This is a genomic window from Cerasicoccus arenae, assembly GCF_014651635.1.
GTDB classification, from domain to species: Bacteria; Verrucomicrobiota; Verrucomicrobiia; order Opitutales; family Cerasicoccaceae; genus Cerasicoccus; species Cerasicoccus arenae.
The window spans coordinates 47,433-63,128 of sequence record NZ_BMXG01000024.1 but is presented as its reverse complement, the minus strand read 5'-3'; the positions used below and the strand labels follow the sequence as shown (position 1 = coordinate 63,128).

The 15,696-nt window shown below is 53.2% G+C and carries 13 protein-coding genes and 2 tRNA genes; all 15 read right to left on the bottom strand.

From position 1 onward, the window contains the following. Positions 1 to 85: 85 nt before the first annotated feature. Positions 86 to 4,249: a DNA-directed RNA polymerase subunit beta' gene (gene rpoC, locus IE065_RS15675; protein ID WP_189516786.1), complete on the bottom strand. Its 4,164-nt coding sequence runs from the start codon at positions 4,247 to 4,249 to the stop codon at positions 86 to 88. A 15-nt stretch (positions 4,250 to 4,264) separates the two neighbouring features. Next, positions 4,265 to 8,086 (bottom strand): DNA-directed RNA polymerase subunit beta, encoded by a 3,822-nt coding sequence (gene rpoB, locus IE065_RS15670; RefSeq protein ID WP_189516784.1) that lies wholly within the window; start codon positions 8,084 to 8,086, stop codon positions 4,265 to 4,267. A gap of 218 nt (positions 8,087 to 8,304) precedes the next feature. Beyond that, positions 8,305 to 8,685 (bottom strand): 50S ribosomal protein L7/L12, encoded by a 381-nt coding sequence (rplL, locus tag IE065_RS15665; RefSeq protein ID WP_189516782.1) that lies wholly within the window; start codon positions 8,683 to 8,685, stop codon positions 8,305 to 8,307. A gap of 112 nt (positions 8,686 to 8,797) precedes the next feature. Further along, positions 8,798 to 9,319 carry a 50S ribosomal protein L10 gene (gene rplJ / locus IE065_RS15660; protein ID WP_189516780.1) on the bottom strand — a complete coding sequence of 174 codons (522 nt, stop codon included), beginning with the start codon at positions 9,317 to 9,319 and terminating at the stop codon, positions 8,798 to 8,800. Positions 9,320 to 9,332: 13 nt separating this feature from the next. Beyond that, a complete protein-coding gene (rplA, locus tag IE065_RS15655) occupies positions 9,333 to 10,028 on the bottom strand; it encodes a 50S ribosomal protein L1 (protein ID WP_189516778.1) in 696 nt (231 codons plus the stop codon). A gap of 16 nt (positions 10,029 to 10,044) precedes the next feature. Beyond that, entirely contained in the window at positions 10,045 to 10,473 is a 429-nt protein-coding gene (rplK, locus tag IE065_RS15650; RefSeq protein WP_189516776.1) for a 50S ribosomal protein L11, read from the bottom strand. A 54-nt stretch (positions 10,474 to 10,527) separates the two neighbouring features. Continuing rightward, positions 10,528 to 11,106: a transcription termination/antitermination protein NusG gene (gene nusG / locus IE065_RS15645; RefSeq protein WP_189516773.1), complete on the bottom strand. Its 579-nt coding sequence runs from the start codon at positions 11,104 to 11,106 to the stop codon at positions 10,528 to 10,530. A gap of 43 nt (positions 11,107 to 11,149) precedes the next feature. Next, positions 11,150 to 11,353, bottom strand: coding sequence for a preprotein translocase subunit SecE (gene secE / locus IE065_RS15640; protein ID WP_189516772.1), 204 nt, complete (start codon positions 11,351 to 11,353; stop codon positions 11,150 to 11,152). 98 nt (positions 11,354 to 11,451) lie between these two features. Next, positions 11,452 to 11,527 (bottom strand) — tRNA-Trp (locus tag IE065_RS15635). An 86-nt stretch (positions 11,528 to 11,613) separates the two neighbouring features. Further along, positions 11,614 to 12,804: an elongation factor Tu gene (tuf, locus tag IE065_RS15630; RefSeq protein ID WP_189516770.1), complete on the bottom strand. Its 1,191-nt coding sequence runs from the start codon at positions 12,802 to 12,804 to the stop codon at positions 11,614 to 11,616. Between the two features lie 42 nt (positions 12,805 to 12,846). Further along, a tRNA-Thr gene (locus IE065_RS15625) sits at positions 12,847 to 12,922 on the bottom strand. Positions 12,923 to 13,047: 125 nt separating this feature from the next. Beyond that, the gene (locus IE065_RS15620) at positions 13,048 to 13,809 is read right to left on the bottom strand and encodes a hypothetical protein (RefSeq protein WP_189516768.1); all 762 of its coding nucleotides are present in this window, start codon (positions 13,807 to 13,809) and stop codon (positions 13,048 to 13,050) included. Further along, a complete protein-coding gene (locus tag IE065_RS15615; protein WP_189516766.1) occupies positions 13,806 to 14,309 on the bottom strand; it encodes an ExbD/TolR family protein in 504 nt (167 codons plus the stop codon). Before IE065_RS15615 ends, IE065_RS15620 begins: the two co-directional genes overlap by 4 nt. Before the next feature lie 26 nt (positions 14,310 to 14,335). Next, entirely contained in the window at positions 14,336 to 15,061 is a 726-nt protein-coding gene (locus tag IE065_RS15610; RefSeq protein WP_189516764.1) for a MotA/TolQ/ExbB proton channel family protein, read from the bottom strand. Between the two features lie 14 nt (positions 15,062 to 15,075). Next, complete coding sequence (locus IE065_RS15605; RefSeq protein ID WP_189516762.1) at positions 15,076 to 15,612, bottom strand: hypothetical protein; 537 nt, start codon at positions 15,610 to 15,612, stop codon at positions 15,076 to 15,078. Between the last annotated feature and the right edge of the window lie 84 nt (positions 15,613 to 15,696).

Here is a 15,696-nt window from a genome sequence, read left to right as displayed (position 1 = left end):
TCGCCCAAGCCCCCCCCCCTTTGGACAAAAAAAGCGGCGTCCCCTTCCTGGGAACGCCGCTTGTAAAACTTATACGAGAGCTGAATTAACCGACCTTCGGGGTGAAGGTACCTTCACTCGTTTCGTCTTCACTGAGTGAGTAATCGCGCTCTACCATTGGATTGTTTTCCACCGGAGCACCGAGGGCGTTGACCTTCAGGCGGCGGTACTTCGGCAAACCAGTTCCAGCCGGAATCAGGTGACCCATGATCACGTTTTCCTTGAACCCGCTCAGACGGTCACGCTTACCAAGAGTCGAGGCATCGGTCAGCACACGAGTTGTTTCCTGGAAGGAAGCCGCAGAGATGAACGATTCTGTCTCGAGCGAGGCCTTCGTAATACCCAGCAAGATCGGCTCACCTTCAGCAGGCTTACCACCGGCTTCTGCAATGCGCTCATTCTCGTTGAGGAAGTCACTCTTGTCAATCTGCTCACCCCAGAAGTAATCGGAGTCACCGGGATCCGTAATGCGAACCTTACGGAGCATACGGGCGATGATCAGCTCGATGTGCTTGTCATTAATCGGCACACCCTGCATTCGGTAGACCTTCTGAATTTCGGACAGAAGGTATTCCTGAACGGTATTCGGCCCGAGGATGTCGAGGATTTCGTGCGGATCAGCGGAACCTTCAGTCAGGTGCTGGCCCTTATGAACCACGTCACCGGCGTGCACAATGATGTGCTTACCGTGCGGGATCAAGTGCTCTTCCTGCTCGCCGGTTTCTTCATTAGTCACGATCAGTTTCTTCTTGGAGCGAACGGCACCGCCAAAGGAAACCACACCGTCGATCTTCGCCATTTCGGTGGCGTCCTTCGGACGACGGGCTTCGAAGAGCTCGGCCACACGCGGCAGACCACCTGTAATGTCCTGCGTCTTGGACGCCGAACGTGGAGTCTTCGACAACAGAGCACCTGGAGCAATGGTGTCTCCATCGGAAACAGCCACCTGTGCACCAACCGGAATCGCATACGTCGCCAGCACCTTGCCAGCATTGTCGCGAATTTCCACCTGTGGATTAAGGTCTTCCTTGTGCTCGATAACCACGGTAGCGATACGGCCGGTGGAGCTGTCGAGCTCACGCTTAATCGTAACACCTGGGATCATCTCGCGGAAGCCAATCATACCCGCCTTCTCCGAGAGAATCGGAATATTGAACGGATCCCACATTGCGAGTGTCGTGCCCTTCTTGATCTCGCCACCATCCTGCACAGTCAGCACGGCACCAGTAACGATGTTGTAATCTTCCATCACGCGATCGTCCTCATCCATGATCTGGACAGTACCAGTCTTGTTGAGCACGATGCTTGCGCCATCGGCAGTCTGCACCAAACGAAGGCCAGAATAGCGGACACGACCAGAATTACGGACCTTAATCTCCGGATTCTTCATGCCACCAGTCGCAATACCACCGATGTGAAAAGTACGCATGGTCAGCTGAGTACCAGGCTCACCGATGGACTGCGCAGCGACAATACCAACTGCAGAACCAGGCTTGACCATTTCGCCAGTAGCGGGGTCAAGACCGTAGGAGAGTGCCGGAATGCCGTTCTTGCGCATGTGAGTCAACGGCGTCATGACCTTGACGCGTTCGATACCGACTTCGTCTATCTTCTTGGCCATCAGCTCGGTAATGATCTCACCGTTCTTACAAATGATTTCGTCGGGCTCCAGAGGATTCCGAACGTCTTCACTTGGGCAACGACCAGTAATACGATCAGCGAGTGGCACGATTTCGTCGTCACCTTCATAGATCGCGTGCTTCCAGATACCGTCGCGGTTACCGTCGTCGTCTTCAGTAATAACGCAGTCCATTGCAACGTCGCAAAGCTTACGCGTCAGGTAACCAGCATCCGCGGTTTTCAGCGCGGTGTCAGCTAGACCCTTACGAGCGCCGTGAGTGGACAGGAAGTATTCTAGAACGGACAGACCTTCGCGGAAAGACGAGAGAATCGGACGTTCGATAATGTCACCAGATGGCTTAGCCATCAAACCACGAGTACCGCAAAGCTGACGAACCTGCTGCTTGTTACCACGAGCACCGGAATCCATCATCAAGAAGACCGGGTTAATCTCGGGGCGGCCCAGATTCGACTCCAACTCTCGGAACACAGAGGCAGCGATCTGGTCAGTCGCGCCAGTCCAAATATCGATGATCTTGTTGTAGCGTTCACCAGTGGTAATGATACCCTTGCTGTATTGGCCTTCAACCTCCTCGATGCGCTTGCGAGCGGCGGCAATGATATCCTTCTTATCTTCAGGGATGATCATGTCACCGATACCCACCGAAATACCGGCACGGGTCGCCATCTTGAAGCCCAGTGTCTTCAAAGCGTCGAGCACAGGCACGACATCGCGCTTACCTGCTACCTTATAGGAATTCATGATCAAGTCGCCGATCTTCTTCTTGGTCACCGCGAAGTTCACAAAACCAATCTTCTCCGGCCAGATTTCTGCAAAAAGAATGCGGCCAACAGTGGTGCGGATGATCTTCTTTTCGTGATTTCCGTAAATGGTGCCAGGCTTGCCATAGTCAGGATTCACGAAGTCAACCCATGTGTGCAAGTTGAAGTCATCACGAGTCGCCTCGGCGAGAATAACTTCGTCGCGAGTCGCGATCAGTGGCACCAGCTTACCCTTGACTGGCTTAACCTTTGGATCGGCCGTCAGGTAATAAGTGCCCAGGACGACGTCCTGTGACGGCGTTAAGATAGGCTTACCACTGGAAGGCGAGAAGATGTTGTGCGTCGCCAGCATGAGCAGCTTAGCTTCGAGGACGGCCTCGATCGAAAGCGGAACGTGCACGGCCATCTGGTCACCGTCGAAGTCCGCGTTATAAGCGGTACAAACGAGCGGGTGTAGGCGGATTGCGTTGCCCTCAATCAGCTTAGGCTCGAAGGCTTGGATCGAGAGGCGGTGAAGCGTCGGTGCGCGGTTAAGCATCACTGGGTGACCCTTGGTCACCTCTTCCAAGATATCCCAGACTTCCGGCGACTTCTTCTCGATCATCTTACGCGCACCGCGAACGGTATGCACGAAGCCGAGTTCCTTGAGACGACGGATAATAAATGGCTCGAAGAGCACCAGCGCCATTTTCTTGGGCAGACCACACTCGTTGAGCTTAAGTTCTGGGCCAATGACGATAACGGAACGACCCGAGTAGTCCACACGCTTACCGAGCAAATTCTGACGGAAACGGCCCTGCTTGCCCTTGAGCATATCGCTAAGAGACTTGAGGGGACGATTACCAGCGCCAGTAACGGCACGACCATGACGACCATTGTCGAAGAGCGCATCAACAGCTTCCTGTAGCATGCGCTTTTCGTTATGGATAATCACGTCCGGTGTCTTCAACTGCAACAGGTTCTTGAGGCGGTTGTTGCGGTTGATAACACGACGATAAAGGTCATTAAGGTCTGACGTAGCGAAACGACCACCTTCAAGCGGAACCAAAGGACGAAGGTCTGGCGGGATGACAGGCAGAACGTCGAGCACCATCCACTCAGGGCGAGTGTTGCTGTCGATGAAGCCTTGGATCACCTTAAGACGCTTAGCCAGCTTCTTCTTGATCTGCTTAGAGCGCGTGCTGTGCATCTGCTCGTGCAGAGTGGCAATTTCTGGTTCCAGCTCGAGCTGGGCCAAACTATCGCGCAATGCTTCGGCACCCATCTTGGCGACGAAGGCGTCTTCACCGTATTCGTCCTGAGCCTGGATGTATTCCTGCTCAGTCAGAAGTTGCTTGGGCTCCATCGGCGTCTTGCCCGGATCAACCACCATGTAGTTCTCATAGTAGATAACCCGTTCAAGGCTGCGTGCAGTCATATCGAGGAGCAAACCAAGACGGCTCGGCATCGACTTGAGGAACCAGATATGGCTGACCGGAACAGCCAGCTCAATGTGGCCCATACGCTCACGACGAACGCGAGCAACGGTCACTTCTACGCCGCAACGGTCACAGATGACGCCCTTGAACTTGATGCGCTTATATTTGCCACAGGCGCATTCGTAGTCACGAACAGGTCCGAAAATACGTTGGCAGAACAAACCGCCTGGCTCCGGCTTAAACGTGCGGTAATTGATGGTTTCAGGGTTTTTAACTTCCCCGCGTGACCAGCCACGGATCGTGTCCGCGCTGGCAACTGTAATGCTGACCGAGTCGAACGACTGGTCGTGGTCGAATCCCAATGCTTCGCGTGCTTCTTGCGTACTCATGTTTGGTCCCCTCCCTTAGTTGGCTTGCGTTTTAAATTCCAGCGAGTCGTCGCTGCCTAGACGAACGTCCAGACAGAGGCTCTGCATTTCCTTAACGAGCACGTTGAACGACTGAGGCGTTCCGGCGTGCAGCGTGTTATCACCCTTGACGAGCTGCTCGTAGATCTTGGTGCGACCGGCAACGTCGTCAGACTTCACCGTAAGCAGTTCCTGTAGCGTGTAGGCGGCACCGTATGCTTCGAGCGCCCAAACTTCCATTTCCCCGAAACGCTGACCACCGTATTGGGCCTTACCACCGAGCGGCTGCTGGGTAATGAGACTATACGGACCAACCGCACGAGCGTGGATCTTGTCTGCCACGAGGTGGTTCAGCTTGAGCATGTGCGTGTAGCCGACCACAACCTCTTGGTCGAAGGTATCGCCCGTGCGCCCGTCATACAAGCGACTCTTGCCCGATTCGGGAAGGCCAGCTTTTAGTAGGAACTCACGCACTGTCTTTGGCTCGTCAGTTGCGTTGTTATAACTTGGGCGAACTGCTTCACCGATGCCGTCGAAGACCGGAGTGGCGACCTTAAGACCGAGCTTCTTACAAGCCCAACCAAGGTGACATTCCAGAATCTGACCAACGTTCATACGGCTGGGAACACCTAGCGGATTCAGGATAATTTGGATCGGCTCGCCATCGGGCAGGAACGGCATGTCTTCCTCGGGAACAACCTTAGCAATAACGCCCTTGTTACCGTGTCGACCAGCCATCTTGTCACCCACTTGGATAACGCGCTTCGCGGCAATGTAGACTTTAACGTTCTTAATCGCACCGGATTCGTCGAGGGCACCGGACTCGATACCTTCGATCTTCCGAGCCTTCTCGCCTTCCATCTCATCGAATTTGCGCTGATAATTCTCAACGATCTCCATGATCTTGATACGCACCGGAGATGGGTCGATCGAGATGCTCTTGGAAACCTGAGCGAGCTTACGCAGTAGGGTCTTCGTGATCTTGCGATTGGCCGGGATAATAACTTCGCCGGTATCGCCATTGGTCACGTCGAGCGGAATTTTTTCGCCAAGCAGAATGTTAGACAACGCTTCAGTGAGGTCTTCACGAAGTTTGTCAGTCTGCGAACGGTATTCTTCGGTGATCTTCTTGGTCTGGCGGCGGCGATCTGAAGGCGAAAGTTTTTCGCGTTCGCGGTCAGCGCGGCTTGAGACCTTCACATCCATGACCATACCATTGATGCCAGAGGGGACAATCAGTGAGGTATCCTTCACGTCGGCAGCCTTTTCACCGAAAATAGCGCGGAGGAGTTTTTCTTCCGGAGCTAATTCAGTTTCAGACTTCGGCGTGATCTTACCCACCAGGATGTCGCCAGGCTTAACCTCAGCTCCGATACGGATGACACCATCGCGGTTGAGATTCTTCAAGGCTTCGTCACCAACGTTCGGAATATCACGAGTGATTTCTTCCGGACCAAGCTTCGTGTCACGAGCAGTCACTTCGAACTCTTCAATATGAATCGACGTAAAGACGTCGTCCTTGATGAGCTTTTCGGAAATGATAATCGCGTCCTCAAAGTTGTAACCATTCCAAGGCATGTAAGCCACGAGAACATTGCGGCCCACTGCGATTTCACCGTCATCAGTTGATGCACCGTCAGCAATGACCTTGCCTGCTTTGACTGGTTGGCCCTTCTTGACGATCGGCTTTTGGGTAAAGCAAGTGGCAGCGTTCGAACGGAGGAACTTACGCAACTCATAGACGTAAATGCCCTTCTTGGCGTCAGTCTTGAGGAATCGTGAATTAGGCAGTTCGCCGTCTTCCGTCACAATGATGCGATTAGCGTCTACTGAGGCGACAATGCCGTCAGCCAGAGCAACTGCTACCGTGCCAGAGTCAATCGCGACACGTTCTTCAACGCCGGTGCCAACGAAAGCAGCCTCGGTTTGAAGAAGCGGCACACCTTGGCGCTGCATGTTCGAGCCCATGAGTGCACGGTTGGCGTCATCATGCTCAAGGAACGGAATCATGCCCGCGGCAACAGAAACAAGCTGCTTCGGCGACACGTCCATGTAATTCACGTCTGTCGGCTCTGCTTCATAAACTTCGTCCAACTTACGAACAGTAACGCGACCCTTAAAATGACCGGTCTTTTCGTCGACGATCGAATTGGCCTGTGCGATCACATTGCCTTCCTCTTCGTCAGCAGTCAGGTATTCGACGGTGTCGCTAACGATTCCGTTAGTCACCACGCGGTAAGGCGTCTCGATGAAACCGAACTCGTTGATCCGAGCATAGGTTGAAAGCGAATTAATCAAACCGATGTTCGGACCTTCCGGTGTTTCAATCGGGCAAATACGACCGTAGTGCGAAGTGTGAACGTCGCGAACTTCAAAGCCGGCACGCTCACGATTAAGACCACCGGGCCCGAGTGCGGAGAGACGACGCTTGTGAGTCAGCTCAGCCAGCGGGTTAATCTGGTCCATGAACTGCGACAACTGGCTGCGCGCAAAGAAATCGCGAATCACCGTAGACAGAGCCTTCGGGTTGATCAGCTTCTGCGGAGTAATTGTGTCAACGCTCTGATCATAAAGCGTCATGCGCTCCTTAACCAAGCGTTCGGTGCGAGCCAGACCAATGCGGCACTGGTTAGCAAGCAGCTCACCAACGGTGCGCACACGGCGCGAACCAAGGTGGTCGATATCGTCGATGGTGCCCTCACCCTGCTTCAGCTTACACAGGTAGCGAGTGGCTTCCACGATGTCTTCCACTGTCACAATACGGACTTCTAGGTCCGTCTGAAGGTGAAGCTTCTGGTTGATCTTATAGCGGCCAACACGACCGAGGTCGTAACGCTTGGGATCTTGGAAAAGGCGCTTCAGCAAAGCCTTGGCGTTCGTCACTGTTGGTGGCTCACCAGGGCGTAGACGCTTATAAATATCACGAAGAGCCTCCTCGTCATTGCGAGTCGGGTCCTTCTTGAGCGAACGGATGATCGCGCCGTCGTCGATGGTTGTATCGATGACTTTTACGGTCTCAAGCCCAGCCGTCTCAAAGGAACGAATGATCGTCTTGGTCAGCGGCTCGAAGGAACGTGCCAAGACAACACCACGCTCGGCGTCGACGATGTCTTCAACCAGAACCAAGTTGGAGACGTTCTCCATCGTCAAGGCCTGCTTGATCTTCAAATCCGAAATATCATAGAAGAGATTCAGGATATCGAAGTCGGTGCTGTAGCCCAACGCGCGGAGCAAAGTCGTGATCAGGAACTTACGACGACGACGACGACGGTCAAGGTAGACGTAAAGCAGATCGTTTTGGTCGAATTGACATTCGATCCAAGTACCACGGTCGGGGATGATCCGGAAAGCATGGAGCATCTTACCGCTCGTGTGCTGACTGTCCTCAAAGCAAATGCCTGGCGAACGGTGCAACTGCGAGACTACTACGCGCTCGGCACCATTAATGATGAAGGAACCGCGCTCGGTGCACATAGGCAGTTCGCCCATGTAAATTTCCTCATCCTTGATTGCCTCGCCTTCACGCAGACGAAGCTTGACGTAAAGCGAGACCGAGTAGGTCACGCCTTCACGAATGCATTCCATCTCGGTCATTTTCGAGAGGGTCGCGTTATAAGACACGTATTCTAGCGTCGACGCTTCGTCGTAACTTTCGATGGGGAAGACTTCGCGGAACACGGCTTCCAGTCCGACTGCCTTGCGCTGTGAAGGCGCGGTGTCTAGTTGGATAAACTCCGCATAGGAGTTTATCTGATTTTCAATGAGATTGGGCGGAGCAATGACCTCCTTCAGCTTCCCGAAATTGATACGATCTGCCATGGTGCTACTGCGAGTGTTAAGATTCGGTTAACCGGATTGGTTGCGGTGAAACGACCGCCGAGAAAGCGCTAGAGGGGGGGACCCTAACGCCCTGTCGGCGAGCGTTGTCAGCCTTGAGTGGAAAACGCCGACAGCGGACCCGCCATTTGGTGAGTCCGCTTGTCTGCGAAAATAAAGGATGCTTGAAACAAATTTCTGCTTCCTGAGAAAACGTCGTGTTACTTGACTTCGACTTCGGCGCCTGCGTCCTTGAGCTTCTTTTCAAGCTCAGCCGCTTCGTCCTTAGACACGCCTTCCTTGATGACCTTAGGTGCGCCTTCGACCATGTCTTTAGCTTCCTTGAGGCCAAGACCGGTGATTTCGCGAACTGCCTTAATAGAGGCAATCTTATTGGCACCAGCGGCCTTGAGGATAACGTCGAACTCGTCTTTTTCCTCGACAGCAGCAGCTTCAGCAGCTGGGCCTGCAGCCGCAACAGCTACGGGAGCAGCGGCGGATACGCCCCACTTTTCTTCGAGGTCCTTAACGAGACCGGCAACTTCGAGAACGGACTGATTGCTCAGCCATTCGATAACTTGATCTTTAGTGATGTCTGACATGATATTTCCTTGAATGACAGGCCGCCGATTGACGATTTAAGGAATAAATCCCCCTGCACGGTTCTTTGGATGTTAGTTTTGTTTTCTTACCAGTTGGGTAAAATTCAATGAACTACTCCGCACCGCCGTCTTTGTCGGCCTTGGCTTGGAGAACGTTGAGAATGCCTTGCGGCGTAGCGATAAGCACGCGAACCATTTGAGTGGCTGGTGTGTTGAGCAGGCTGAGGAATGTAGCACGGAGCTCGTCGAGGCTTGGCAGCTTCGAGAGGGCTTCGACTTCATCCTTGGTCAAGGTCTTGTCACCAAGCACGCCCTTCTTGACCTCTACTTTTTCGCGGTCTTTGAAGAACTTGATCAGCACCTTGGCCACTTCCGAAGGATTCGGGCCGCCAACAACGATTGCCGTTGGGCCATCCAACGCATCTTCAATACACGGCATCTCACGCTCTTTAATAGCGGTATTGAGAATGCTGTTCTTAACGACGTGGAATTCAGCGTTCTGAGCAGCTAGTTGGCCACGCAGTTCTGCGGTTTCCGCCACGGTAAGGCGGTTAAAGTCGGTCAAAAAGACGTATTCGCTTTTGGCGAGCTGCTCGGAAACTTCTTGAACGAGGTATTTTTTTTCAGGTCTCATGGTGACGCCCTCTTTAGTTGAGTTGCAGTGCCTTGACGTCAATCTTGACGCCCGGGCTCATGGTTGAGCTAATGGTGAGGCTCTTCAGGAACGCACCGCCCTTGAAGGTATCGGGACGTGACTTGGCGAGGCTATCGATAGCAGTCTGCGCATTTTCCAGGATTTGCTCCTTGGAGAACGAACGCTTGCCAACGACAACGGCGACATTAGCGGTCTTGTCCATCTTGAATTCGACACGACCAGCCTTCACTTCATTCACGATTTTAGCGATATCTTCGCCCACGGTGCCTGCCTTTGGATTCGGCATCATACCGCGAGGTCCAAGAACGCGCGCAACTTTGCGCACTTCCTTCATCGCACCCGGTGTCGCAATAGCGACGTCGAAATCCATCCAACCGCCGAGAACCTTTTCAATCAGGTCATCGAGGCCAGCGAATTCCGCGCCAGCGGCAAGGGCTTCTTCAGGATTTTCAGTGAAGACAAGGACGACGACCTGCTTACCGCTGCCATGTGGCAGAGCAACTGTGCCGCGAACCATTTGAGTGGTCTGGCGAGGATCGACGCCGAGGTGGGCGTAAACTTCAATCGTTTCGTCGAACTTGGCAGTCGGGAAAAGCTTCAAGGTATCAACAGCCTCATCAAGAGTATAAGCCTTGTTGAGATCGAGGCTTTCATTGGCTTTCGCCATGCGTTTGGATAATTTTGACATGGATCAGTTCTCCGGGTTAGCCTTCAATTTCGATACCCATAGAACGAGCAGCGCCTTCAATCATGCGGGCGGCGCGTTCTGGGTCAGAGGCGTTGAGGTCTTTCTTTTTGATCTCAACGATTTCAAGAATCTGCTTACGGGTCACTTTGCCGACCTTTTCCTTGTTCGGCGTGCCGGATCCCTTAGCGATTCCTGCGGCTTTCTTCAAGAGGACCGCAGCTGGCGGGCTCTTGAGGATGAAGGAGAAGGAGCGGTCCGCATACACGGTGATCACCACTGGCAGAATCATACCTGCCTGGTCCTTCGTCTTCGCGTTGAATTCCTTACAGAATCCCATGATGTTCACGCCATGCGAGCCAAGAGCCGGGCCAACTGGGGGCGCGGGATTGGCGGCACCAGCGGGAAGCTGTAACCGGATTAAACCTACTGCTTTTTTCTTTGCCATGTTATATTATGCGGTATTAGCGAATGCCTATTACGTCTGCCAGAGTGGCGATGCTTAGGACTCTTCCGCGCGTTCGACTTGCCAGTATTCCAACTCGACCGGGGTAAACCGACCAAAGATGGAAACCGAAACTTTGAGTTTTCCACGGTCTGGATCGACTTCATCGATACGACCAGTGAGATTAAGAAAGGGACCGTCAGTGATTTTGACTTCTTCTTCGATACCGTATTCGACCTTGGGCTTTTCATGGCCTTCGGAGGCCTTGATTTGATCCAGAATACGGTTAATTTCCTCCGTTTTGAGCGGAGTAGGATTATCGCCGCCGATGAATCCGATGATGCCCTGCACGCCGCGAACAAAATACCAGGGTTTCTGGAGCACCTTGCCAATTTCGTCGTAAACGCGCATGTGGATGAACACATAGCCCGGATAGAGCTTACGCTGTTTGGTGTACTTCTTGCCGTTCTTGACCTCGGTTACGGTCTCCGTCGGCATGAGCACTTCCTTCACGTAATCGCCCATTTCCTCAATTTCGATGAACTTGTCGAGGTACCGCTTTACCTTCGCTTCCTGGTTAGAAAGCGTTTGGACAGCGTACCATTGGAGTTCGCTCAACTGAATTGGGTTAGCCATGAAACAATGTGTTCTGAAATGAAAAAAAAAGGGGGGGGGGGGCTTAGCTCACTAAAGTCGTGAATAAATTCACAACGTTGAACAAGGCGAAGTCGGCCAAGCTAATAAAAGCGCCGATTATGATAATGCCAACAACAACAACCATGGTAAGCTCGCGCAATTCCTTGGCGTCAGGCCAATGGGACTTTTTGAGCTCAATTGCTGTTTCGCTGTAGAAAAGGCGTAATTTGGCGAAAGGATTAGCCATGGTTTTGAAGATATGAAATTCGCAAGCGAGGAGCTTCGTAAATGAATCGATTGGTCAGTAACTTACGAATTTACCAACTTATATAAACTGTTGAAAGGTGGCAGGGCGGGAGGGAGTCGAACCCACAACTTGCGGTTTTGGAGACCGCTGCTCTACCAATTGAACTACCGCCCTACTAAAAAATCTGTTATTAATACTGAAAACAACCAAGCCGGAAGCCCGATATCGAGCTTCCGGCAGAAGTTGTGCAATGTGAAAATCTATTCGACGATCGAGGTGATACGACCTGCTCCGATGGTGCGTCCACCTTCGCGAATCGCAAAACGCTTGCCTTCTTCCATCGCGACGGACTTGCCGAGGACGAGGTCGATGGTCAAGTTATCACCAGGCATCACCATTTCCACACCTTCTGGAAGGTTGATGACACCAGTGATGTCAGCAGTGCCGAAGAAGAATTGTGGACGGTAACCGTTGAAAAATGGCGTGTGGCGACCACCTTCGTCCTTAGTCAGAACGTAGATTTCAGCCTTAGCCTTGGAGTGTGGCTTAATCGTGCCTGGCTTAGCAATTACTTGGCCACGCTCGATTGCTTCCTTGTCGATACCGCGCAACAGGAGGCCGACGTTGTCGCCTGCTTGACCCTGTGGCAGAAGCTTACGGAACATTTCCACACCGGTAACGGTGGTCTTCTGTGTGTCAGCGAGACCAACGATCTCAACTTCTTCACCGACCTTGATAATGCCGCGCTCAATACGACCGGTGGCAACGGTGCCGCGACCAGTGATCGAGAACACGTCTTCAACGGACATCATGAATGGCTTGTCGATTTCGCGCTCAGGCTCAGCAATGTCAGCGTCAATAGCATCCATCAGGGCACCGATTGCTTCAGCGCCGCCGGGCTTGCCGTCGAGGGCTGCAGTAGCGGAACCACGAACGATAGTGATGTTGTCACCGTCGTACTTGTACTTGGAAAGGAGGTCACGGACTTCCATTTCGACGAGCTCGAGGAGCTCTTCGTCGTCGAGGAGGTCAACCTTGTTGAGCCACACAACGATATTTGGCACGTTCACTTGGCGAGCCAAGAGGATGTGTTCGCGAGTCTGCGGCATTGGGCCGTCAGCAGCAGAGACCACAAGAATAGCACCGTCCATCTGGGCGGCTCCTGTGATCATGTTCTTAACGAAGTCTGCGTGTCCTGGGCAGTCAACGTGCGCGTAGTGACGGTTGGCAGTTTCGTACTCCACGTGAGCGACAGCGATTGTAACCGTTTTGGTTTCGTCGCGGACCGTACCACCCTTGGCAATTTCAGCGTAGGACTTAAACTCAGCCAAGCCCTTATCGGCCTGTACCTTGAGGATAGCGGTGGTCGTCGTGGTCTTGCCATGGTCAATGTGACCGATGGTGCCCACGTTCACGTGAGGTTTCGTGCGTTCGAAGGTTTCTTTTGCCATGTGTTAGTGTTCGTGTGTGATTTGGAAGGAAGCGTAGACTAATGGAGCTCCGGAGCGGATTTGAACCGCCGACCTCGTCCTTACCAAGGACGCGCTCTACCAACTGAGCTACCAGAGCAATAATAACCGTCTCCTCTCGTTGCCGAGAAAAAACGGAAAGCTGGCGAGATTGCTAAGCCAAAAAGTTGCCGTCAATGAAAAATTACAATTATTTTGTTCTGAAATGACGACAGAGGCGACGTTTCAAGGGCCGATAACAACACGGTAATATCCCTCTGGCAAGCCCCATTCCGGGGCTTTTTGTAATAAATACTGGGCTGCAGCGGCATCGACGGCCTCCAATCCACTGCCCTTGATCAAGAGCGCTTGCCCCACAATGCCAATTTCTCCTACGGCCAAACGCCATTCGAGCACACCGCTTAGATTACTAACTGACTCATCGATGATCCCGCTTTCAAGCTCCTTAACTAGAGTCACTTGCGAATCATCCTCCCGATAAACCTCTAGCGTACCAGCACGATAAGGCAGGGCCTCCTGCGTGCCAGACACCTGCCCGAAGGCCCCAAAACTCCCGGCTGTATCGCGCTCCAGCATGTCTAATGGCTTGTCAATCGGCTCAACGAACTGATCTGCACGCGATGGAAATTGCCCATCATTAATAAGGAGACGCGGTGGGAGCGCAGAAAACGGCTCAGTACGCTCCACCAGCTCGCTCCAGCCCAAATAAACCGAGGCATTGCGCGCAGTCGGCAGAAAAAGCGGCTCAAAATCCAATAATTCAGACTGCTCCTGCATCAGAAGGTCAATTCGCTCGTCGGCACCACTATAGAAGATCTCAGGGGCCTTGATCGGCCCGACTTGATCAGGTGGCAATTCAATGCTGAATGCGAAAAAGCCAGCAATATGCACTAAAACCCCGAGCAACAGCGCCCAAATCGCGATCGGATTGCGCCAATAACGCACCTCACGGTGCCCTCCCCCGCTCACACTTGCAGTGGCACTCATTGAAACCCCTCGGCTCGATCCGTGGATTTGGTTTGCAGGGAAGATGCCTCTTCGGCGGGCCTCTCGGCAATTTGCACCCGAGTATAACCAGCCTCACGCGCACGATCAGAGATTTTCAGAAAAGCCTGTAGGCTGATGCGGGCGTCGGCCTTGATGAGGAGAATTGCGTTGCTTCCGCGGCGGATCTCGGCGTCCCCGTCCTCCAATTGAACCGACCAAGCCTCTGCGCTCATGAATTGCCCACCGTAGATCAGGCGATCATCCTGGAGCAGCGTCAGCACGTCCACCGTCGGCACGGCCGTGAGCTCCTGTTGAGAGGACTGCGGTAAAAGCAGATCTGCGTCGAGTCCCACCGTGCTGCCCGGTGCATAGACGAAGCGCGAGCCCAGCATTGTCAGCATGAAGGCGATCAAGAGGATATCAAACAGCGCAGCAACGTCCGGCCCTGTTGGCGGGGTCCGTAAGCGGCGGGCTAATTCCAATGGCTGGACGAGAGACATGCGATTCGGTTCTTGTGCTTGATTCGTTAGCTGGCCTTGTCAGCGGGAGTCGTGTCATCCACCTCTAGATTTTCTGGGGCCTCGATACCGGTCTCACTGCTGGCGTATTCAGACGCGGCGGCCAGCTCATCTGGTAATTCCAGCAAGAGAAACTGCATGATGTCATTGGCTACCCACTCCATGTCATGAACCAATGCGCGAACGCGGCCGTAGAGAAAATGGTGCGCCAAGTAGGCCATTACAGCAATTGCTAGCCCGGTAGCCGAAGTGATCAACGCCTCAGCAATCTCACCGGAGAAAAGGGAAGCGTTGGCGTAAGGCCCCTCTGCCTGCATCACCGAGAACGCCTGCATCAAGGCAACCACTGTGCCGAGCAGTCCCAGTATCGGCGAGGCCTTGGCGATCGCCGCAATCGTCCCAATGCGCCGTTCCAAGGCCGGGATCTCAATAATCGCAGCCTCCTGTACCGTCGAACGGATCTTCGCCTCGGGTTGGTCAAAATTCATGAGCGCAGCCTTCACAATGGCCGCCGTCGGCCCGGGCGTTTCTTCGCAAACGGTCAACGCCTCCAGTATCCGCTGCTTGCGGACAAGATTCTTGATCCCGTCAACAAAGGCGCTGGCCGGAATTTGCCCGCGGTGCAAATAGAGTGCGCGCTCGACGAAAAAAACGAAACCGAGCAAACTAAGCGCCAGCAGCGGCCACATTATTGGGCCACCCTTTTCGATGAGCGATAGGTCGAGATAGTTCATGGTATGCTTTTGAGCTATTTGGCGGGAGTAATCCGAACGGCGCAAATTCTTTCGCGAAAGATTCCTTCGTCGCCTTCGCTGGCAAAGCCCGCGAAAAACACCCAATCGAAGCTATTGAGGACCAAATTCGTAGGTGAAGACAAAGCCCCCTGGTCATCTTGCACCTGAAAAAAAGCATTGAGGCGGAAAGATGTTCTATCTCGAGCAATTTGGTAGGCGATGATGTAGCCATCACTCGTCTCAAGAATGCCGGAGTCGGTCGCCGCAGTCGCTAGGCGAAAAAGCCGTCCGTTTTCTATCATCTCTGGCGTTATCTCGTGCCCAGTCGAAGATTGTCTGCCATTTTCCAAACGCTGCTTCTCTACGTCTTCCTTATCCAGCACGACCATGGACATCAAAAATTCCAGCTCGTAGGGCTTATCTACGCGAATGGACGTCACCCAACTCGGCTCCTCCATTTTAAAGGGAATCGGTTCCTGGCCGAATATCGGATCGGGGTCGGCGCGAACGACTAATGGCAGCAAGGCAATGAGCCAAAGCAAAGTCTTCATTCGGAAATGATACTGCCCCCCTCCCCTCTGACTCAAGACAAAGCAAGGGGCGCTAATAAAGAAGGAAGTCTTGGATGAAATCGC